This window comes from Nocardia sp. NPDC004582 (assembly GCF_053602115.1).
On record NZ_JBSGCY010000022.1, the window covers coordinates 1 to 18,358 of the forward strand.

At 68.2% G+C, this 18,358-nt stretch carries 21 protein-coding genes; 12 read left to right on the forward strand and 9 right to left on the reverse strand.

Annotated features, from left to right (window positions below):
* A partial coding sequence (locus ACWELJ_RS09330; protein ID WP_452365686.1) for a helix-turn-helix domain-containing protein occupies positions 1 to 559 on the forward strand: 559 nt, incomplete at its 5' end.
* A gap of 433 nt (positions 560 to 992) precedes the next feature.
* Here the strand turns inward: ACWELJ_RS09330 and ACWELJ_RS09335 are convergent.
* Together ACWELJ_RS09335 and ACWELJ_RS09340 are read right to left on the reverse strand one after the other, a co-directional pair.
* A complete protein-coding gene (locus tag ACWELJ_RS09335; RefSeq protein WP_452365687.1) occupies positions 993 to 1,961 on the reverse strand; it encodes a sigma-70 family RNA polymerase sigma factor in 969 nt (322 codons plus the stop codon).
* 438 nt (positions 1,962 to 2,399) lie between these two features.
* Positions 2,400 to 3,917, reverse strand: a complete 1,518-nt coding sequence (locus ACWELJ_RS09340; RefSeq protein WP_452365688.1) for a DUF7782 domain-containing protein — start codon at positions 3,915 to 3,917, stop codon at positions 2,400 to 2,402.
* A 234-nt stretch (positions 3,918 to 4,151) separates the two neighbouring features.
* Between ACWELJ_RS09340 and ACWELJ_RS09345 the strand changes: the two genes are divergently transcribed.
* The 7 genes from ACWELJ_RS09345 to ACWELJ_RS09375 all read left to right on the forward strand — a co-directional run bounded on the left by ACWELJ_RS09345 (position 4,152) and on the right by ACWELJ_RS09375 (position 8,833).
* Positions 4,152 to 4,490 (forward strand): DUF485 domain-containing protein, encoded by a 339-nt coding sequence (locus tag ACWELJ_RS09345; RefSeq protein ID WP_452365689.1) that lies wholly within the window; start codon positions 4,152 to 4,154, stop codon positions 4,488 to 4,490.
* On the forward strand, positions 4,487 to 6,115 hold the full coding sequence (locus tag ACWELJ_RS09350; protein WP_452365690.1) for a solute symporter family protein: 1,629 nt from the start codon (positions 4,487 to 4,489) through the stop codon (positions 6,113 to 6,115). The genes ACWELJ_RS09345 and ACWELJ_RS09350 overlap by 4 nt, the downstream gene beginning before the upstream one ends.
* Before the next feature lie 184 nt (positions 6,116 to 6,299).
* Positions 6,300 to 6,659: a hypothetical protein gene (locus ACWELJ_RS09355; protein ID WP_452365691.1), complete on the forward strand. Its 360-nt coding sequence runs from the start codon at positions 6,300 to 6,302 to the stop codon at positions 6,657 to 6,659.
* Positions 6,656 to 7,420, forward strand: coding sequence for a F0F1 ATP synthase subunit A (gene atpB / locus ACWELJ_RS09360; protein ID WP_452365692.1), 765 nt, complete (start codon positions 6,656 to 6,658; stop codon positions 7,418 to 7,420). The genes ACWELJ_RS09355 and atpB overlap by 4 nt, the downstream gene beginning before the upstream one ends.
* A 71-nt stretch (positions 7,421 to 7,491) precedes the next feature.
* On the forward strand, positions 7,492 to 7,749 hold the full coding sequence (locus ACWELJ_RS09365) for a F0F1 ATP synthase subunit C (protein ID WP_040810042.1): 258 nt from the start codon (positions 7,492 to 7,494) through the stop codon (positions 7,747 to 7,749).
* A 26-nt stretch (positions 7,750 to 7,775) separates the two neighbouring features.
* The gene (locus ACWELJ_RS09370) at positions 7,776 to 8,264 is read left to right on the forward strand and encodes a F0F1 ATP synthase subunit B (protein WP_452365693.1); all 489 of its coding nucleotides are present in this window, start codon (positions 7,776 to 7,778) and stop codon (positions 8,262 to 8,264) included.
* Positions 8,261 to 8,833, forward strand: a complete 573-nt coding sequence (locus ACWELJ_RS09375; RefSeq protein WP_452365694.1) for a F0F1 ATP synthase subunit B family protein — start codon at positions 8,261 to 8,263, stop codon at positions 8,831 to 8,833. Before ACWELJ_RS09370 ends, ACWELJ_RS09375 begins: the two co-directional genes overlap by 4 nt.
* Before the next feature lie 55 nt (positions 8,834 to 8,888).
* On the opposite strand, the gene ACWELJ_RS09380 is transcribed toward ACWELJ_RS09375, so the two are convergent.
* Both ACWELJ_RS09380 and ACWELJ_RS09385 read right to left on the reverse strand, forming a co-directional pair.
* Positions 8,889 to 9,632 (reverse strand): VOC family protein, encoded by a 744-nt coding sequence (locus ACWELJ_RS09380; protein WP_452365695.1) that lies wholly within the window; start codon positions 9,630 to 9,632, stop codon positions 8,889 to 8,891.
* Positions 9,629 to 10,555: a GlxA family transcriptional regulator gene (locus ACWELJ_RS09385; RefSeq protein WP_452365742.1), complete on the reverse strand. Its 927-nt coding sequence runs from the start codon at positions 10,553 to 10,555 to the stop codon at positions 9,629 to 9,631. Before ACWELJ_RS09385 ends, ACWELJ_RS09380 begins: the two co-directional genes overlap by 4 nt.
* Positions 10,556 to 10,807: 252 nt before the next feature.
* Here ACWELJ_RS09385 and ACWELJ_RS09390 point away from each other — a divergent pair, with 252 nt between their 5' ends.
* Positions 10,808 to 12,100, forward strand: a complete 1,293-nt coding sequence (locus ACWELJ_RS09390; protein WP_452365743.1) for an MFS transporter — start codon at positions 10,808 to 10,810, stop codon at positions 12,098 to 12,100.
* On the opposite strand, the gene ACWELJ_RS09395 is transcribed toward ACWELJ_RS09390, so the two are convergent.
* The gene (locus ACWELJ_RS09395; protein WP_452365696.1) at positions 12,097 to 12,555 is read right to left on the reverse strand and encodes a DUF3099 domain-containing protein; all 459 of its coding nucleotides are present in this window, start codon (positions 12,553 to 12,555) and stop codon (positions 12,097 to 12,099) included. The genes ACWELJ_RS09390 and ACWELJ_RS09395 overlap by 4 nt on opposite strands.
* Before the next feature lie 80 nt (positions 12,556 to 12,635).
* Between ACWELJ_RS09395 and ACWELJ_RS09400 the strand changes: the two genes are divergently transcribed.
* The 3 genes from ACWELJ_RS09400 (at position 12,636) to ACWELJ_RS09410 (ending at position 14,790) form a co-directional block, all read left to right on the forward strand.
* Positions 12,636 to 12,869: a DUF3039 domain-containing protein gene (locus ACWELJ_RS09400; protein WP_452365697.1), complete on the forward strand. Its 234-nt coding sequence runs from the start codon at positions 12,636 to 12,638 to the stop codon at positions 12,867 to 12,869.
* A gap of 92 nt (positions 12,870 to 12,961) precedes the next feature.
* Positions 12,962 to 14,341, forward strand: coding sequence for an FAD-dependent oxidoreductase (locus ACWELJ_RS09405; RefSeq protein ID WP_452365698.1), 1,380 nt, complete (start codon positions 12,962 to 12,964; stop codon positions 14,339 to 14,341).
* A gap of 65 nt (positions 14,342 to 14,406) precedes the next feature.
* Complete coding sequence (locus ACWELJ_RS09410) at positions 14,407 to 14,790, forward strand: hypothetical protein (protein ID WP_452365699.1); 384 nt, start codon at positions 14,407 to 14,409, stop codon at positions 14,788 to 14,790.
* Positions 14,791 to 14,797: 7 nt separating this feature from the next.
* Here ACWELJ_RS09410 and ACWELJ_RS09415 read toward each other — a convergent pair whose 3' ends face one another.
* The 4 genes from ACWELJ_RS09415 to ACWELJ_RS09430 form a co-directional block, all read right to left on the reverse strand.
* Positions 14,798 to 15,688 carry a DUF5995 family protein gene (locus ACWELJ_RS09415; protein ID WP_452365700.1) on the reverse strand — a complete coding sequence of 297 codons (891 nt, stop codon included), beginning with the start codon at positions 15,686 to 15,688 and terminating at the stop codon, positions 14,798 to 14,800.
* 65 nt (positions 15,689 to 15,753) lie between these two features.
* A complete protein-coding gene (locus ACWELJ_RS09420) occupies positions 15,754 to 16,638 on the reverse strand; it encodes an MmyB family transcriptional regulator (RefSeq protein WP_452365701.1) in 885 nt (294 codons plus the stop codon).
* A 250-nt stretch (positions 16,639 to 16,888) separates the two neighbouring features.
* Positions 16,889 to 17,557, reverse strand: a complete 669-nt coding sequence (locus ACWELJ_RS09425; RefSeq protein WP_452365702.1) for a hypothetical protein — start codon at positions 17,555 to 17,557, stop codon at positions 16,889 to 16,891.
* A gap of 238 nt (positions 17,558 to 17,795) precedes the next feature.
* Positions 17,796 to 18,281 (reverse strand): acyl-CoA thioesterase, encoded by a 486-nt coding sequence (locus tag ACWELJ_RS09430; protein ID WP_452365703.1) that lies wholly within the window; start codon positions 18,279 to 18,281, stop codon positions 17,796 to 17,798.
* Positions 18,282 to 18,358 lie beyond the last annotated feature (77 nt).

Consider the following 18,358-nt stretch of genomic DNA (forward strand, 5'->3'; position numbering starts at 1 on the left):
CGCGGGCTGCACCCGCATCCGCCTGGCCCCCGGCGCCGCGCAGCCGCTGCTGGGCGTCCCGGCGGCCGAGCTGACCGATCGGGTCGCGCTGCTGTCGGCACTGCCCGGTCCGGCGGCAGAACTGGCCGACGTGCTGCTCGAGCTCGACCCGGATGAGGTGACCGCGTTCCTGGAAGCCGAACTCCCGCACCGGGTCACCGAGGACCCGGTGCGCCGCGACCACCGCCGGCTCTTGAATTCGGCCGTGACCGCCATGGACACCGCCGCGCCGGTCGGCGAGCTCGCCATCGGTCTGGCGGTCTCCGAACGCCAGCTCCGCAATCTGTTCACCGCCGGAATCGGCGTGTCTCCCAAGCACTACGCGCGTATCACCCGGCTGCGCCAGGTGCTCGCCGCGGGCGGCAACACGCCGTGGTCGGATCTGGCCCACTCCTCGGGCTACTACGACCAGTCCCACCTGAGCGCCGATTTCCGCTCGCTCATGGGCGTCGCGCCGACCGCCTACTACCGTGGCGACATCCCGGCCCCGACACCGTGCCAGGCGCTGACCCGGCGTTAGCGCGGAGCGGTGTGATCAGCGGCTGGGTTTCGCTTGCGGGCCACAGGGTTTCGACGACCGCCGTGAGTCGGATGCGGGATTTGCCGAGGCGGCCGGTGAATACGCGCCGGCCCGCGGCGGCGTCGCGCATCTCGGTGGCGTCGGTGAGGGTGAGCGCGCGAGCCCGGATGATCAGCCGGATATTCCATGTGGCGGCGGGCAGATCCGGGTGGACGTTGCCCCGCAACGTCACTCGCCCCGTGTGTCGATGGCGACCGCGCCGCACCCGCGGCGCCGGGTCCGGGCACGGAAACGCCGGCCGACTCTGCTCACCCGGAGGGGGACGTGCGGGAGAGCGAATCGGCCGGCGGAATCGGGCCAGCGCCTCGAGATGGCCCGATGACCGGTGCGGAGCCGGGCAGGGGGACCGGCTCCACGGGGTCGGAAAGCGGGACTAGCTGGCGTAGGCGCGCAGGCGGTCGGCGCGCTCGCCCTTGCGGAGCTTGGACATGACCTCACGCTCGATCTGGCGAACCCGCTCGCGGGAGAGCCCGAAGAGCTTGCCGATCTGGTCGAGGGTGCGCGGCTGGCCGTCGTCGAGGCCGTAGCGCAGCCGGATGACCTGCTGTTCGCGTTCGTCCAGGGTGGCGAGCACGACGCGCACGTCGCGGTGCAGCAGCCCGGCGATGACCGCGCTCTCGGCGGAGGTGGCCTCGGAGTCCTCGATGAAGTCGCCCAGCGGAGCCTCTTCGTCATTGCCGACCGGCATGTCCAGCGATACCGGGTCGCGGCTGTGGTCGAGCAGATCGGCGATCTTGTCGACCGGGATGCCGGATTCGCGCGAGAGTTCCGCGTCGGTCGCCTCGCGGCCCAGCTGCTGGTGCAGCTCACGCTTGATGCGGGCCAGCTTGTTCACCTGCTCGACCAGGTGGACGGGGAGGCGGATGGTGCGGGACTGATCCGCCATGCCGCGGGTGATGGCTTGGCGAATCCACCAGGTCGCGTAGGTCGAGAACTTGAAGCCCTTGGTGTAGTCGAACTTCTCCATCGCGCGGATCAGACCCAGATTGCCTTCCTGGATCAGGTCCAGCAACGGCATGCCACGACCGGTGTAGCGCTTGGCCAGCGAGACCACTAGGCGAAGGTTGGCTTCCAGCAGGTGCTGGCGGGCGGCCTGACCCTCGCGAACCAGGATCGCCAGATCCTTCTTCTTCGCGGCGGACAGGCGCTTGCTCGTCTCCAGCAGGTGCTGAGCGTAGAGGCCCGCCTCGATGCGCTTGGCCAGCTCGACCTCGTCGGCAGCCGTGAGCAGCGCCGTCTTGCCGATCCCATTCAGGTACACACGTACCAGGTCGGCGGCGGGGCTCTGGGCGTCGAGGTCTTGTTCGCTGGTGCGCACGTCAGTGGTGGCGGGGCTTGTCATGACTTGCCTCCTGTCGGTGGTGTCTCGCTCCGTACAACGGGCCCGACTTCAGGAAAGTTCCCCGCCTGAGCCCTGGTAAACCGCACCTGAGCTGCGGTTTTTACGGTGCACGGCTGAGAAGTTCCTGAGAAGCGCGGATCCCCGGGAACCGGTGCCGCCGGCGGACGGGCCCTCGGTGTCCGGGTGGTTGCCGCCGCCGGACTCGAACTTCACGATGCCGCAATCGAATACGTGTGAACGGCCGGTGCCGAGGCGTCGTGAAGCGAGTACGGGATAGAACGAAACGGGGTTCGAGCGCATTCCCCGCCCGGACCGGATCGGTATCGGCGTGACATTCGATCGTGACCGACCTCACCGCCGGTCAGTGCGGGTTTTCCGCGGAAACGACGACGGCCGCCGGGTGTCCGGCGGCCGTCGGCGGGGGTGGTTCGCGGGGGTTCAGCTCGGGTGCACGAGACCGTGCCGGACCAGTCCGGCGACCACGGTCATGGCGGCGGTCTCGAAATCGGGGGTCGCCGCGTCGCCGGTCTCGCCGAACGCCAGCAGGTCGACCAGTTCGCGGAGCGGGAGCCCGTCGGGCCGCATGCCGGCCAGCAGCGCGGCCGTGGTGTCGTCGACCTCGTGCTGCCAGCGCGGCCCGTCGCCGCGGTGCAGCCGGGCCACGGCCTGCGCCCAGCCGTCGTCGCCGGGGAGATAGACGCGTTCCAGCGCGGTGGCCGGATCGACCCGGTAGCGCGAATCGAGGATCAGGTCCGGGTCGGCGGCCGCGGCGCGCAGCCAGGCCGAGCGCTCGAAGTAGGCCAGCGCCTCGGGCCCGAGCGGATCGTCGAAGCCGTGGGTGAGGTCCTCGGCGAGCAGTTCGGTGGGGCCGTCGATGGCGCGCAGGTACACGAAGCCGAAGCCGATGCCCTCGACCTCGGACTCGCGGAAGGCGTCGAGCCAGCGTTCGGCGCGGGCCTGGGCGGCGGGTTCGCGCGGGTCCAATCCGGCATCGCGCAGCCAGGTTCCGACATAGAGGGCCGGATCGGCGATGTCGCGCTGCACGATCCAGGCGTCGATGCCCCGGTCGGGCAGCCAGCTCGCGACCCGGCTCCGCCAGTCCTGGCCTTCGAGGTGGACCCAGGAGGCCAGCAGCGCGGCGGTGCCGCCCGGGTTGAGCAGCTCCGGGATGCCGGAGATGACGAGTTCGCTGGCGCCGTCGAGGGCGAGACCGGAGTCGCGGTAGGTGTGCTCGACCCGGGCCGGGCCCACCACGAACGGGGGATTGGCCACCACCTGGTCGAAGCGGCGGCCCGCGACCGGCTCGAACCAGGAGCCTTCCAGCAGCTCGATATCGAGGTCGTTGAGCGCGGCGGTGGCCTCGGCCAGCCAGATGGCCCGCTTGTTCACGTCGGTGCCGGTGACGCGGCGGCCGTAGGAGGCGGCGTGCACGGCCTGGACGCCGCAGCCGGTGCCCAGGTCGAGCACGGTGCCGGTGGCCGCGGTCGGGGTGGCGCGCAGCAGCGACAGCGAGGCGTGGCCGACGCCGAGCACGTGGTCGGCGTCGAGGGGCCGCCGCCGCATGGAGTCGTCGAGGTCCGACAGCACCCAGCGGGTGCCGTGGCCGAGGTCGAGCGGACGCAGGTCCAGGGCGGCGCGGATCTCGCCGCCGTCACGCTCGACCAGGCCGGCGGCGACGGCGCGGTCCAGGTCGACGGGCGAAAGCGCCGCTGCCGCTTCGCGTTCGGGGACCGCGTCGCCGAGCAGCAGCAGCCGCACCAGGGTGCCGAGCTCGCCGAGCTCGGCGGCGGCCCGGCGGACCGGGACGGGTTCGCCGCGGCCGAGTGCGGCGTGGGCGGCATCGCCCAGCGCCTCGAGCAGGGTGTCCGCGTCGTAGCGGACGCGGGTCAGCGCCGCGCGTAGATCGGGCGCGAGGTCGGCGAGCAGGGACGATGTGGTCGTCTGGTTCGTCGGCATGCCGAGAACTCTGCCACCGCTACCTGTGGGCATCCGGCAGTGGGCCCGGTTGCGGGTGTCCGGGCCGGACGATCGAGCCGGACACACCCAAGGAAACCGGTTGGTTGCTGGCCGCCGATCCAGCCGAATCCCGGCTCACATGTCGATGAATTCATGATCTCACCTGCGGTTATTCGCCATTGTCACAACCACTTTCGTTGCTACTGTGACCGGCATCACCAGGAGGTATCGCAGTTGACAACTGAAACCCAGACCGGCGGACCGGATCCCGACTGGCCCCAGGTCTTCGACAGCCCCGAGTTCCAGAGCCTGCGGCGTCGTTTCCGCCGCTTCGTCTTCCCCATGACCGCCCTGTTCCTGGCCTGGTACGCGCTGTACGTACTGCTCGCCGACTACGCGCACGGCTTCATGTCGCACAAGGTGGGCGGCAATATCACCGTCGGCCTGATCTTCGGCCTGCTGCAGTTCGTCTCGACCTTCGTCATCACCGGCCTATACGTCCGCTACGCCGACCGCACCCTCGACCCGGCCGCCGAGGCGATCCGCGCCGAACTGGAAGGACCGAACCGATGACCACCTATCTGGCCGCCGCCGTCGAGGGCAGCCGTCCGGGCCTCAACATCACCATCTTCGCGATCTTCGTGGCCATCACCTTGGGCATCGTGGTGTGGGCCAGCCGTGACAACCGCACGGCCGCCGACTATTACGCCGCCGGGCGCGCCTTCTCCGGTCCGCAGAACGGCATCGCCATCTCCGGCGACTACCTGTCGGCCGCCAGCTTCCTCGGCATCGCGGGGGCCGTCGCGCTGTACGGCTACGACGGGTTCCTCTATTCCATCGGATTCCTGGTGGCCTGGCTGGTGGCGCTGCTGCTGGTCGCCGAGTTACTGCGCAACACCGGCAAATTCACCCTCGGCGACGTGCTCGCGTTCCGGATGCGGCAGCGACCGGTGCGGGCCGCGGCGGCCACCTCCACGCTGGCGGTGAGTCTGTTCTATCTGCTCGCGCAGATGGCGGGCGCGGGCGTGCTGATCTCGCTACTGCTGGGCGTATCCGGCTCGGCGGGACAGAATCTCGTGATCGCCGTGGTCGGCGCGATCATGATCGTCTACGTGCTCGTCGGCGGTATGAAGGGCACCACCTGGGTGCAGATCGTGAAGGCGGTGCTGCTGATCGGCGCGGCCGCCGCCATGACCGTCTGGGTGCTGGGGCGCTACGACTTCAACTTCTCCAGCCTGTTGCAGGACGCGGTGAACCACGGTGGCAAGACCGGCGCGAAGCTGCTGGAGCCGGGTGCGAAGTACGGCAAGACCGGCACCAGCAAGCTCGACTTCCTCTCGCTCGCACTGGCTCTGGTGCTGGGCACCGCCGGACTGCCGCACGTGCTGATGCGGTTCTACACGGTGCCGACGGCCAAGGAGGCCCGCCGCTCGGTGGTGTGGGCGATCGGGCTGATCGGCGTCTTCTATCTGTTCACCCTGGTGCTCGGCTACGGCGCGGGCGCGCTGGTGGGCCCGGAGAAGATCGCCAAGGCGCCGGGCAAGGAGAATGCCGCCGCGCCGTTGCTGGCGCTGGAGCTGGGCGGCCCGGTGCTGCTGGGATTCGTTGCGGCCGTGGCGTTCGCGACGATTCTGGCGGTGGTCGCGGGGCTGACCATCACCGCGTCGGCGTCGTTCGCGCACGACGTGTACGCCAATGTGATCAAGCGCGGCCGGGGCGGCGCTGACGCTGGGGAGGGCAAGGACAGCGAGGTGCGGGTCGCGCGGATCACCGCGGTGGTGATCGGCGCGCTGGCGATCGTGGGCGGCATCCTGGCGAAGAACCAGAATGTGGCGTTCCTGGTGGCGCTGGCGTTCGCGGTGGCCGCCTCGGCAAACCTACCGACCATTTTGTATTCATTGTTCTGGCGGCGCTTCAACACCGCCGGCGCGCTGTGGAGCATCTACGGCGGACTGGCGGTCACCATCGTGCTGATCGTGTTCTCCCCGGCGGTCTCCGGGGCGCCCACCGCCATGATCAAATCCCATGACTTCCACTGGTTCCCGCTCGCCAACCCGGGCCTGGTGTCCATCCCGGTTTCGTTCGCTCTGGGCTGGCTGGGAACCGTGTTGTCGAGGGAGCACGACGACGGCAAGTACGCCGAGATGCAGGTGCGGTCGCTGACCGGCGTCGGAGCGGAAAAGGCTGTGCAACACTGATGTCCGAATTAATTGGCGGAAAGTTCGCTGAAAAGCGTTTCAGAATTTCAAGATCAACAATTTGAAGATCAAAAATACTGCCCCGCAACGAGGTTGGGCTGTGTATGCTATTGATCATGCACGGCCCCACTACGAGGTGGGATGACGGCGAGGCGGTGTCGTATTGGACCTCAACAGGCTCCGGATGCGGAGAGCGACTGCAATTGCAATCGCTTTCGGCGTACTGGCTTTGATGGTCACCGGTGCGTTGGATCGATTGTTGCTGGGTGTTTTCATGGCTACCGGTCTGACGCTCGGCTGGGTTAATGCCCGGCTAACGTGGATGTCCATCGTGCGCATCACTGATGCGGAAACTCCCAGCAAACAGAAATTGGCGCTGTCCTCGGCGTCTCGATTGATCATTCTGACCGGGCTGTCGATTCTGGTGGCATTCCTGACCCGTCCCTACGGCGTCGGAATCTTCTTCGGGCTCGCGGTCTTTCAGCTGATTATGGTTCTCCATACGGCTCTGCCCGAGGTGAAAGGGCTTCGACAGCAGTCATGAGCATTCTCGCGATACTAGCCGCCGAGGAACCCTCCGGTGAGTCCAAGATTCATGTCGGCGATCACGCCCAGGCGCACCTGCTGGGCATGACCTTCAATGTCGACACCATCGTGTCCACCGCGGTGGCCGCGCTGATCGTGCTGGGGCTGGCCTTCTACCTGCGGGTGAAGATCACCTCGGGCGTGCCCAACGGGGTGCAGCTGTTCTTCGAGACCATCACCGTCCAGATGCGCTCCCAGGTGGAGACCGCCATCGGGATGCGGGTCGCGCCGTTCGTGCTGCCGCTGGCGGTCACGCTGTTCACCTTCATCCTGCTGTCGAACTGGTTGTCGGTCTTGCCCGTTCAGTACGGTTCGGGCGAATTGATCGCACCGCCGGCGTCGGACTTCAACTTCACGCTGGCGCTCGCGCTGTTCGTGTTCCTGCTCTATCACGCCGCGGGCGCGTGGCGGCGCGGGCCGGGCGGGCACGCGAAGCAGTTGCTCAAAGGCCACACCGGCTGGGGCCCCATGGTTTTCATCAATGTGGTCGAGGAAATCGCCAAGCCGCTGTCGCTGTCCTTGCGACTTTTCGGCAACATGTTCGCGGGCGGCGTCATGGTTTCGGTGATCACGTTGTTCCCGTTCTGGATCAGCTGGGGACCGAATGCCGTCTGGAAACTCTTCGACCTGTTCGTCGGGGCGATTCAGGCGTTCATCTTCGCCCTGCTGACCATTCTCTACTTCAGCCAGTCGATGTCGCTGGAGAGTGAAAACCACTGAGCGGCTCGGGCCGTTCGGCGTTGCAGTACCCATTCGGGCTGCGGCTATTTTTCAAAACAAGGAAGTGAACAATGGCAGACCCAGCAACCGCGAGCATCGTTCAAGGCGCCCTCATCGGCGGCGGCATCATTCTGGCGGGCGGTGCCATCGGCGCGGGCATCGGTGACGGTCTGGCCGGCGCGGCGTTGATCAACGGCGTCACCCGGCAGCCGGAGGCGGAAGGCCGCCTGCGCGTGAACTTCTTCCTGACCGTCGGTCTGGTCGAAGCGGCCTACTTCATCAATCTAGCGTTCATGGCACTGTTCGTATTCGCTACTCCCGGTAAGTAGACGTCATCATGTCTCCCAGAACGGATGTGGAGGCCGCGGGGAACTTTCTGGTTCCCAACGGCACCTTCGTCGCCGAGTTATTGATCTTCCTGATCGTGCTCGCAGTCATCTGGTTCTTCGTGGTTCCGCCGATCCGAAAGGTGCTGGCGGAACGGGAGGCACGTGTCGAGGTCACGACGGCGACCGCCAAGGAAGCCAGCGAAACCTTCGCCGAAGCCGAAGCGCGCTACGAGGCCGCCCTCGAGCAGGCCCGACTGGAAGCGGCCGATATCCGCAACCAGGCTCGGGCCGAGGGGCGGGCCATCCTCGACGAAATGCGCGGCGAGGCCCAGAAAGAGGCCGACCAGATCGTGGCCGAGTCCACGGCGCACTTGCGCGCCGAGGCCGACCAGGTCGCCGCCGAACTACGCGAAGCCGTCGAACCACTCGCTCAGGACCTGGCCGGCCGGGTCCTGGGCGGGAACGATCGTGCCCGGACCACTGCGGGCCAGCAGAGAGGACGGGGGTCTGCATGATCCTCACCGATACCCATCTCGCCGAGGGTATTTACAACATCACCTTCGATTGGCCCGTCTTCCTCAGCCAGCTGTTCGGCTTCGCCGTCATCGTGTGGTTCATCATGAAATACGTTGTGCCACCGGTGAAGAAGATCATGAACAATGCTCAGGACCAGATCCGCCGGCAACTCGAGGAGAGCGAGGCGGCGGCCGATCGGCTGGCCACCGCCAAAGCCGCCTACGACAATGCCGTCGCCGAGGCCCAGGCCGAACTCGAGCGCATGCGCGAGGACGCCCGCGCCGACGCCGAACGCATCATTCTCCAGATGCGCGAGGCCGCGGCGGCCGAGGTGGAGCGGGTCCGCAAGCAGGGCCGCGATCAGATCCTGCAGTACCGCAGGCAGATGATCCGGGACCTGGAACAGGATCTGGCGGCCGCCATGCTCGCGCTCACCGAGGAGAAGGTGCGCGAGCAGATCGGGTCGCCGCAGTCGCGCGCCGACAGTATCGAGAGGTTCCTCGAAGATCTGGAGGCGCTGGCCAATTCCGGTGAGGCGCGGCGGCAGCCGCAGACCGAGCGGAAGTAGCCAACTCGCAGTTCGAGCCCGGCACCCCGGATCCGCTCCGGGGTGCCGGGCTCGTTCATGCCGGCCGGCGGCTGGTCAGGCAGTAGGGCAGGCCGGACGGGTCGGCCATGACGAGCCAGTGCTTGCCCTGTTCGACGCGGCGGGCGCCGAGCCCCTCGTGCCAGGTGGCGGTGGCTTCGATATCGGTACAGGCGATATCGGGGTGCGCGGAGGTCGGGCGGTCCTCGCCGAGGCGCTGCATGAGGAAGTCCAGGGGGAGGCCGGGGCGGCCGGTGAGGCGGGAGAACTCCGGGAGGCTGGCCGGCTTCCAGGCCCAGCCGGTCAGTTCGGTCCAGAAGCGGGATTCGGTGTCGTAATCGCTCACGCCGATATCGAGGCAGATCTGATCCAGGCGGCTGCGGTCGCCGGACGGTCCGGTGACGGTGGGTGTGAGCGGGCCGGCGGTGTCGCGGAACGGCGTGAAGCAGAACGGCATTCCGGCGGGGGAGCGCAGCACCGCGTAGCCGATGCGTTCGGTGAGGATGTAGTCGCCGTCGAGGGTGGCGCCGAGCTGTTCGGCGCGTTCGGTGGCGGCCACGACATTGTCGACATCGAGGTCGAGGTGGACGCGGCCGGGCCCGCCGGTGGACTGCATCTTGAGCGTGGGCGCGCCGGAATCCGGGAGCAGCGTGAGGAATTCGTCGTGTTCGCCGCGCGGGGCCGATCGGGTGGTGGCGGTGACTCGGGTCCAGAATTCGGCGCAGTCGTCGAATTCCGCGGCGGGCCGGTCGAGAAAGGCCCATACCCAGCGAATGGTCATGCGGTCTCCAGGGTTTCGCGCTTGCGGAAGGTCTTACGGTAGGTCAACGGCGGCACGCCCAGTTCGGAACGCATGTGATGGCGCAGGGAGGCGGAGGTGCCCAGGCCCGCGTTGCGCGCCACCTCGTCGACCGGCAGGTCCGTGGTCTCGAGCAGGTGGCGGGCGTGGCGGACGCGCTGCTGCAGGATCCACGCGCCCGGCGCCATGCCGGTCTCGGCCTTGAACCGGCGGGTGAAGGTGCGCACGCTCATATGCGCGTGCGCGGCCAGCGAATGCAGATCCAGTTCGTCGTCGAGGTGGTGCAGCGCCCAGCGGCGGGTGGGCGCGGTGCCGTCGCTGCCCGCCTCGGGGACCTGTCGTTCGATGAACTGCGATTGACCGCCCTCGCGCCAGGGCGGCACCACGCAGTAGCGGGCCGCGCCATTGGCGGCGGCGGTGCCGTGGTCGGTGCGGATCAGGTGCAGGCACAGGTCGATGCCGGCCGCCAATCCCGCTGAGGACCAGACGTTTCCGTCCTGCACGAACAGCTGGTTCTCGTCGAGGACGACGTTCGGGTAGAGGGCGCGGAACTGGTCGGCGAAACGCCAGTGGGTGGTGGCGCGGTGGCCGTCGAGCAGGCCCGCCGCGCCGAGCACGAAGGCTCCGGTGCAGATGGAGACGATGCGGGTGCCGGGGCGGATGGTGGCGAGGGCGTCGGCGAGTGCCTCCGGCAGCAGGCCGTCCTGCCGCGGCCCGGGGATGCGGGTGCCGGGGATGATCACGGTGTCCGCGCGGGCGAGCAACTCCGGGCCGTGCGCGGGGGTGACGGTGTATCCGCCGACCGCGGCGACGGCTCCGCCGCCGAGACCGCAGATCCGCACGTCGTAGAGCGGATTTCCGTCCTCGTCGGTGGCCGCGCCGAGGACCATCGACGGGATGGTCATGTCGAAGCCGACCGCCGGTTCCAGGACCAGGACGGCGACGAGGTGCGGTGCCGGCACGATGACTCCTTCTCACGGTTGGCTAGATCTTGACGCATTGTGGCATTCAGGCCACTCGTGCGGGTAGGGGTTTTCGGTCACGCTCGATCGGTGAGCGAACTGACGGATGACCTCGACCGGGAAGCGCCGGACGGCGCCACGGCCCGGGCCGAGGCGGAGTCCACCGTTGATCAGGTCCGATCCGGCCCGGGCGCCATCGCGACGGGCGGTACCGGCACCGTGTCGGCGCGTGCGGGATTGCACCCGGCCTGGATCGTGGCCGTGGTCGGCTTCATCGCATTGCTGGGCGCGGCCGGATTCCGCTCGGTGCCCGGCGTGCTCATGGATCCGCTGCATCAGGAATTCGGCTGGTCGCACGGCACCATCGGGGCGGCGGTGTCGGTGAATGTGCTGCTGTACGGCCTGATTTCGCCGTTCGCGGCGGCGCTCATGGATCGTTTCGGCATCCGCCGGGTGGTGGCCTGCGCGCTATTGCTGATCGCGGCGGGCGCGGGGCTGACCGTGTTCATGACCCGGCCGTGGCAGCTGATGGCGACCTGGGGTGTGCTGGTCGGCGTCGGCGTGGGTTCGATGTCGATGCCGTTCGTGGCCACCATCACCGGGCGCTGGTTCGTCAAGCAGCGCGGCCTGGTCACCGGCGTGCTCACCGCGGCCGGAGCCACCGGGCAGCTGATCTTCCTGCCGCTCATCGCGAGTCTGGCCCGGGACCACGGCTGGCGGACGCCGTCGATCGTGGTGTCGGTGACCGCGCTGGCGGTGGTGCCGCTGGTGCTGCTGTTCATTCGCGACTTCCCCAGCGACGTCGGGGCTCGTGCCTACGGCGCCGAGCCCGGCAGCGAGGCGGGTGTGCGGACCTCGGCTCCGGGTGGCGCGGCCCGCGCCCTCACGGTCTTGGCGAGCATCGTGCGCAAGCCCGTGTTCTGGCTGCTGGCAGGCGGTTTCGCCATTTGCGGGGCGTCCACGAACGGTCTGATCGGCACCCATTTCGTCAGTGCCGCCCACGACCACGGTATGCCCGCCACCACCGCGGCCGGCCTGTTGGCGCTGGTCGGGGTGTTCGATGTGGCGGGCACCATCGCCTCGGGCTGGCTGACCGACCGCCTGGACTCGCGCTACCTGCTGGTCGCCTATTACACGCTGCGCGGGGTCTCGCTCTTGTTCCTGCCGGTGCTGTTCGGGCCGGACGTGCAGCCGAGCATGTGGGCGTTCATCATCTTCTACGGCCTGGACTGGATCGCCACCGTGCCGCCGACGGTCGCGCTGTGCCGCAAGTACTTCGGCGACGACGGGCCGGTCGCGTTCGGCTGGGTCTTCGCCTCGCACCAGATCGGTTCGGCGCTGGCGGCTTTCGGCGCGGGCGTGATCCGGGATGTGCAGGGCAGTTACACGACGGCCTGGTTCATCGCCGGTGGCCTGTGCGGTCTCGCGGCCTTGCTGTCCGCGGCGATCCCCGTCCACCGGGACGCCCGGGCGCTCGCGGGGAGCTAACCCTGCGAGTCGGTCCAGCCTTCGATGGACTTGTGCGGTCCCGATTCCAGCGCCGTCTGATCGCGTCGCCCGTCCCAGCGGCTCGGTTCGTCGCTGGTGCGGGGCGGCCGGTCGTTGGCGATCAGGACCGCGATCCACGGCAGCGGCACCGAGACGCCGATGATCAGCAGCGACAACCACCAGTTGTGCCACAGCCCGTAGGCGGCCGCCGCGCCGATCAAGCAGGGGATGCGGAACGCCATGATGGTGATGTACCGCCGCACCCGGTCCCGATGCTGCTGCTCGAGCGAGGTCTGCGCCTCGGTGATCAGGGCAGGATGCTGCTTCTCCTCACCCGGGAAGTACCCCTGGGAGGCCCGGGGCGGTTTCGGGATCGAACCGGCGGGGTGGAACTCGACGTCCGGGCGACCCGCGCCGCTACTGCCGTCGGCCTGGGATTCGCCGTCACGCTGCATACCCCCGAGTCTTCCACTACAGCGCGTCGGATGCACACGCCGCCCGCCCCCGGCCGGGCCGACCTGGCATGATTGATGCCGTGAGCACAGATACCCTGGTCCGTCCGGAAGAGACCACCGACAACTCGACCGACAACGACACCCCCAAGGTCTTCCACTACGTCAAGAAGAACAAGATCGCCGAGAGCGCGGTCATGGGCACCCACGTCGTGGCCCTGTGCGGCGAGGTCTTCCCGGTCACCAAGTCCCCCAAGCCCGGCTCCCCGGTCTGCCAGGAGTGCAAGCGCATCTACGAGCAGATGAAGAAGGACTGACTCGTCTCGGCGGTCGGGCGCCGACGCGGACGCCGGGGGAGTGGCGGCCGCGGTCGCGGTTTCGCGGGTCATGACCTCGTACCGTGTCAGTCATGAGCGAACGCGTGGTGATCATCGGTGGGGACGCGGCGGGGATGGCGGCGGCTTCGCAGGCGCGCAGGCTGAAGAGTGCGCGGGAGTTGGAGATCGTCGTCTTCGAGCGGGGGCATTTCACCTCGTATTCGGCGTGCGGGATTCCGTATTGGGTCGGCGGGGAGGTCGGCGGGCCCGATGAGCTCATCGCGCGGACCCCGGAGCAGCATCGGGCGCGGGATATCGATCTGCGGCTGCGGACCGAGGTGGGGGAGATCGATGTGGCCGGGCAGCGGGTGCGGTTCCGCGAGCTCGACAACGGGCGCGAGGGCTGGATCGGCTACGACAAGCTCGTGATCGCCACCGGTGCGACGCCGATCCGGCCGGAATTGCCCGGGATCGACGCGGACGGGGTGCACGGTGTGCAGACCCTCGACGACGGTCAGGCTCTCATCGACACCCTCGAATCGATTCCGGGGCGGCGCGCGGTGGTGGTGGGCGCGGGGTACATCGGGGTGGAGATGGCGGAGGCGATGATCCATCGCGGATTCCAGGTCACCATGATCAACCGTGGCGCCGAGCCGATGTCCACCCTCGATCCGGATATGGGCGCCCTGATCCGGAAATCGATGCAGGGCATGGGAATTCAGGTCATCGGCGACACCGAGCTGACCGGCGTCCGGACCGACGAGCGGGGGCGTGTCACCGCCGTCGTCACCGCCGATGCCGAATATCCCGCCGATGTCGTGATTCTCGGCATCGGCGTGCGTCCCGCCACCGACCTCGCCGATGCGGCCGGCCTCCCGCTGGGGATGTCCGGGGGCCTGCTCACCGATCTCGCGATGCGGGTGCGCGGGCACGAGAACATCTGGGCGGGAGGCGATTGCGTGGAGGTGCTCGACCTCGTCTCCGGCTCCGAACGTCACATCCCGCTGGGTACCCATGCCAACAAGCACGGCCAGATCATCGGTTCCGGCGTGGGCGGCGATTACGCCGTCTTCCCCGGCGTGGTGGGCACCGCGGTCAGCAAGGTGTGCGATCTGGAGGTCGCCCGAACCGGTCTGCGCGAGCGCGACGCCCAGGCCGTCGGGCTGCAATACGTCACCGTCACCATCGAATCCACCAGCCGCTCCGGCTATTACCCCGGCGCCGCGCCGATGACGGTCAAGATGCTCGCCGAACGCCGCACCGGCCGGCTCCTCGGCGTCCAGATCGTCGGCCGCGAGGGCGCGGGCAAACGCATCGACATCGCCGCCGTCGCCCTCACGACCCGCCTGACCGTCGACCAGATCGTCGCGCTGGACCTCGGCTACGCCCCACCCTTCTCCCCGGTCTGGGACCCGGTCCAGGTCGCCGCCCGCAAAGCCGTCACCGAGGTCCGCCGCGACGCCATCGGGTAGCGCTCCCCACCCGCGTCGCGGGCTGACCCGCGACGCGGGTCGGTTCCGGCGCATAGACTGCCGTCATGACCGCGGCGCGTGAGATTCCCGATCCGTGGGCGGTGGGGCGCGCGAGGCCGCACTGGGTCCCGTCGCGAGGACTGAGCAACGGGCTCGACGCGCAGGGCTGGGGAATCCTCGCCGACCTCGACGAGTCCCACATCTATCGCGTGCTCTTCGCGCTCTCCGATATCGGCGTGGCCGCCTACGTTCTCCCGGTCCGCGTCACCGTCCTGGAGGCCGGCGATCCCGAGGTGCGGTGGCGGCTGTGGGTCGACCTCCCGCGTTATCGCGCGGCGGAGGACCTGCTGATGGTCCTGCTGCGGCACGGCCGCAAGCGACGTCCCGATCGACCGGCCCCGGCCCGCCGCCGTCGTCGTCGGCGCGTGCCGCTGGTCCGCGAACGCTGAGCGTCGGTCAGATCGCGTCGAGCTGCCCCAGCACGTCGAAAGCGCTCTCGGCGGTGCGGCGTTCCAGCTCGATCTCCGCTTCCACGGCCGGTGCGAGCGACGGATTCTCGAGCGCGAGACCGTTGGCGAAGATGGTGGTGTTGGCGGCCAGGTCGGCGAACACCAGCATCGGCTTGGTGGCCACGCCCTGCCCGAGCGCGGCGTCGAGACCTTCGCCGAGGAAGTAGAAGCGCCACAGCGGGCCCATCTTCGCGTGGTAGATCCGGTCGGTGCGCTCGGTGATGGTGTCGCCGATGCTCGCGATTCCGGCGACGATCGTGAAGTAGTCGCCCGCGTCGGCGGGAGTCGAGCCCGCCGCGGCCACGGCCCGGGGTAGGTCGACCACCAGGTGCGCGTTGTATCCGGCGAGCGCGACGCGGGCGGGGGAGGCCGCGCAGTCGGCCGCGAGCGCGAAGTAGTTGCGCCAGTGCGGTTCCGGCGTGCCGCCGCTGAATTCGGCGTGCACATTGTCGAGGAACCGGCGCAGCAGATCGAAGCTGACCCGATGGGCGTATTCCGGGTCGGCGAATGCCCGCGGATTGTGCTGGAGCGGCATCACGGCGAGCTGTTCCACGGTGTCCAGACCGGTCGCGAAGGTGCCGCGCCGGTCGGTGTGGCGTTCGAGGATCGCGGTGAGGCCGTGGTCGCGGGCGACCGCGTCGTCGAGCCGGGTGAGCACGTCATCGCCGGTGAGGGCGCTGGTATCGGAGAGCCGCGCGATCTCGTCGACCTCGGCGGGGGACAGGGTGGGCGCGCAGTCCGATGGCTCGGGCGGCGCGGCGAACGCGGTCGCGGGGGTGACGATCGCGGCGGCGGTGACGGACAGTGCGGCCAGGGAACGCGCAAATGCATTGGGCACGATGGATTTCTAGCAGGAGGCGCCGCCCGAGTACAGCCTGACACTCGTGCGATCGGGCCGAACCGTCAGGCGAGGCCGGGAAGATGCTCCAGGGGTTCGCGCTGTCCGTCGGGGGTATGGTCGGCCGATGTCGTTGGCGTGGAACGGTATTCGGCGCGCGGCGTGTCCGCCGGTCGGATACCGAGGAAGAACTGCATGCTTCCCGGGTAGGACGGGTCGGCGGTGACGCCGTAGAGCTGGGCGTTGATGGTGTACTCGGCGCCGGTGTCGGGGTCGCGCAGGCGCATCGCCGGGTCCGGTCTCCCGTAGCTGGCGGGGGCTTGGTCCCACAGTTCCCGGACGATGTCGAAACGCGAGAGGTCGGCGAGGAATTCGCGGGCCCCGTCGGCGGCGCTGTTGTCGGAGAGCAGTCCCCGCAATCCTTGGACGGCGAACCGGATCTCATTGTCCAGGTCCAGGAGTACCCGGCGGGAATTGTCGTCCGCGAGATACCAATGCAGCAGATTGACGCCGATATCCAGTCCGGGGAAGGCCCGCCGGTAATTCTCGTTGCACGCCAGCACGGTGCCCCGGATATCCAGATAGGCGGCGAGATTGGGTTCGTGCAGATCCAGCGCCTGCCGCATTTCGGTGCTGACCGCCGCCGTCAGCTCCTCGGTGGTCGGGAACGCGGTGTGGCAGAGTCCGGCCAGGTCCAGCAGGTGCCGTTGCTCGGCCGAGGAGATCGGGCTGTGCCGGTCCAGGAATCTGACGATCGCCTCGACCACCTCGTGGCCGGGATGGGTGCGGTAGCCCTTCTCCAAATGCACGATGTAACTGGCGCTGGTCCCGATGCCGAATGCCAGCCGCTCCCGCGAGATTCTTCGAGCCCGCCGCAATCTGCTCAGCAGTGCCCCGAACGTGGGCGGTCGTAACCGGGGTTCGTCGAGCGCCGGATTCACCTGCAGCATTGCGCCATCCCGCCGTGGTCGGATCAGCGCGGCAACCCATCCGAGTGACTCATATGTCGCCAAGCCGATCGAATATGTCAATCCGCCCGAACGTAACACCCGGGAAACGCCTTTCGCATATTCGACACGGCCCGAAACCCTCACGGTTGGTCAGTCGGATACCGTGGCAACACTTTTCGCTGCTCCAGCAAATATCGGACATAGGGGACATTGGAAACAATTCCCCCGCAACGATATCCAGTGCGGTGGATCAGCGCAGCGAGTAGACGTAGCGGCTGGTGGGGATGACATCCAGGTCGCGGTCGGCGCCGAAGCGGGAGATGCTGTCCAGCATATTGGCGCAGCGGCGTTCCAGTTCGGCGTCGTCGCCGCCGCTGCCCCAGTAGGCGTGCGGGTCGGACATGGCCGCCATGGGGAACAGTTCCTCGACGATGGCGTCGGCGCGGGCGCCGGCGGTCATGGGGGCCAGCACCGGATTCTGGATGTAGCCGACGGCGGCCTGATTCTCCAGGGAGACGCGAGTGTGGTCGCCGATCCAGGTCTCCAGCCATTCGTTGCGGGGCATGCCCGGGGGAATGCGTAGGATCGCGATGCGGGCCAAGGCCTCCGCCCGGGCGCCGCTGTCGGTGCGGGGCGGCGTCACGGGCGTGTACTCGTCGACCAGGAAGCCGTCGAGGCGATCGGACAGTGGCCGGAGCAAAGAGGTGACGAAGTCGGCGTCCTCGACTCCGCGCATGGTCACCACGGCGTCGACAGGCGTGTCATAGGTGCAGAACCAGAGGTCCGCCGCGGCGACGTACTCGTCACGGATATTGATCTGCAGTTCGCTGACGCCGCAGCGGGCCAGGGTTCTGCGCAGCTCGCGGTCGTGCAGATTGGTCTTCAGTTCGGCCCCCCACAACAGATACGTCAGTTTCATAGCGTCACTTACCGTGATGTGATGTGGATCATCCTGCGTACTGGACAGTAACCCAGACATTCCGCCGACGACCAGGTGATCTCGGTCACTGGGACTGGTGACCGCCGGGCTTGCGCTGGAGGGCCATCGCAAGGGTCAGGAGCGGCGGTTCACCGCCGGCGGACCGACCGGTCGAACCGCTGACGGCACCCCCGCGAGGGGCGGTCCGGACCGGTCGACGATCACCGTGAACGCGGCCTCAGCTCTTGGTCAGTGGCGAGGTCAGTTCGGCGAAATCGTTGGTGCGGGCCAAGTCTCGCAGCAATTGGACCAGATCGTCCGGGGGAGCGGTGAGGCGGCGGTGGGTGAGGTCGAGCCAGCCTCCCGTGGAAGTGATCGTGGCCGCGACCTTGCCGTCGGCGCGGGTGAAGGTATTGCGCAGCACGAAGCGAGCGCCATCGGGCGCCAGACCGGCCAGTTCCAGGGTGAGTTCGGCGGGATCGAGCAGGCGCAGTTCGGCGCGATAGTGCAACTGGTCGGTCTGGATGACCGGGCCGATGCCGCGGCGGGCGAATTCGGCTGCGGAGAAACCGGATCCGGTGAAGTACTGCATCCGGTTGTTCTCCGCGGCCGCCAGATAGGCGTTGGTGCGCATGTGGCCGTTCTGGTCCATATCCGACCATTGCGGCTGGAACAGGACGGCGAAGACGGTGCGCGGCTGGGTGTTGGCTGGCTGATCGCTCATGGGATCCATGCTCATGGCAGCCGGCCGGTCCGATCCAGTTCAATCTTTGAACCACGGTCGGTGGCGAGCGGCGATTA

What these genes read in the sequence shown, in the direction of transcription:
- ACWELJ_RS09405 (WP_452365698.1), top strand. Translation starts at nt 12,962, where the DNA reads ATGAGCGAACGCGTGGTGATCATCGGTGGGGACGCGGCGGGGATGGCG.
- ACWELJ_RS09340 (WP_452365688.1), bottom strand. Translation starts at nt 3,917, where the DNA reads ATGCCGACGAACCAGACGACCACATCGTCCCTGCTCGCCGACCTCGCG.
- atpB (WP_452365692.1), top strand. Translation starts at nt 6,656, where the DNA reads ATGAGCATTCTCGCGATACTAGCCGCCGAGGAACCCTCCGGTGAGTCC.
- ACWELJ_RS09430 (WP_452365703.1), bottom strand. Translation starts at nt 18,281, where the DNA reads ATGAGCGATCAGCCAGCCAACACCCAGCCGCGCACCGTCTTCGCCGTC.
- ACWELJ_RS09335 (WP_452365687.1), bottom strand. Translation starts at nt 1,961, where the DNA reads ATGACAAGCCCCGCCACCACTGACGTGCGCACCAGCGAACAAGACCTC.
- ACWELJ_RS09420 (WP_452365701.1), bottom strand. Translation starts at nt 16,638, where the DNA reads ATGCTGCAGGTGAATCCGGCGCTCGACGAACCCCGGTTACGACCGCCC.
- ACWELJ_RS09350 (WP_452365690.1), top strand. Translation starts at nt 4,487, where the DNA reads ATGACCACCTATCTGGCCGCCGCCGTCGAGGGCAGCCGTCCGGGCCTC.
- ACWELJ_RS09395 (WP_452365696.1), bottom strand. Translation starts at nt 12,555, where the DNA reads ATGCAGCGTGACGGCGAATCCCAGGCCGACGGCAGTAGCGGCGCGGGT.
- ACWELJ_RS09385 (WP_452365742.1), bottom strand. Translation starts at nt 10,555, where the DNA reads ATGACCATCCCGTCGATGGTCCTCGGCGCGGCCACCGACGAGGACGGA.
- ACWELJ_RS09375 (WP_452365694.1), top strand. Translation starts at nt 8,261, where the DNA reads ATGATCCTCACCGATACCCATCTCGCCGAGGGTATTTACAACATCACC.
- ACWELJ_RS09380 (WP_452365695.1), bottom strand. Translation starts at nt 9,632, where the DNA reads ATGACCATTCGCTGGGTATGGGCCTTTCTCGACCGGCCCGCCGCGGAA.
- ACWELJ_RS09410 (WP_452365699.1), top strand. Translation starts at nt 14,407, where the DNA reads ATGACCGCGGCGCGTGAGATTCCCGATCCGTGGGCGGTGGGGCGCGCG.
- ACWELJ_RS09355 (WP_452365691.1), top strand. Translation starts at nt 6,300, where the DNA reads ATGCGGAGAGCGACTGCAATTGCAATCGCTTTCGGCGTACTGGCTTTG.
- ACWELJ_RS09365 (WP_040810042.1), top strand. Translation starts at nt 7,492, where the DNA reads ATGGCAGACCCAGCAACCGCGAGCATCGTTCAAGGCGCCCTCATCGGC.
- ACWELJ_RS09425 (WP_452365702.1), bottom strand. Translation starts at nt 17,557, where the DNA reads ATGAAACTGACGTATCTGTTGTGGGGGGCCGAACTGAAGACCAATCTG.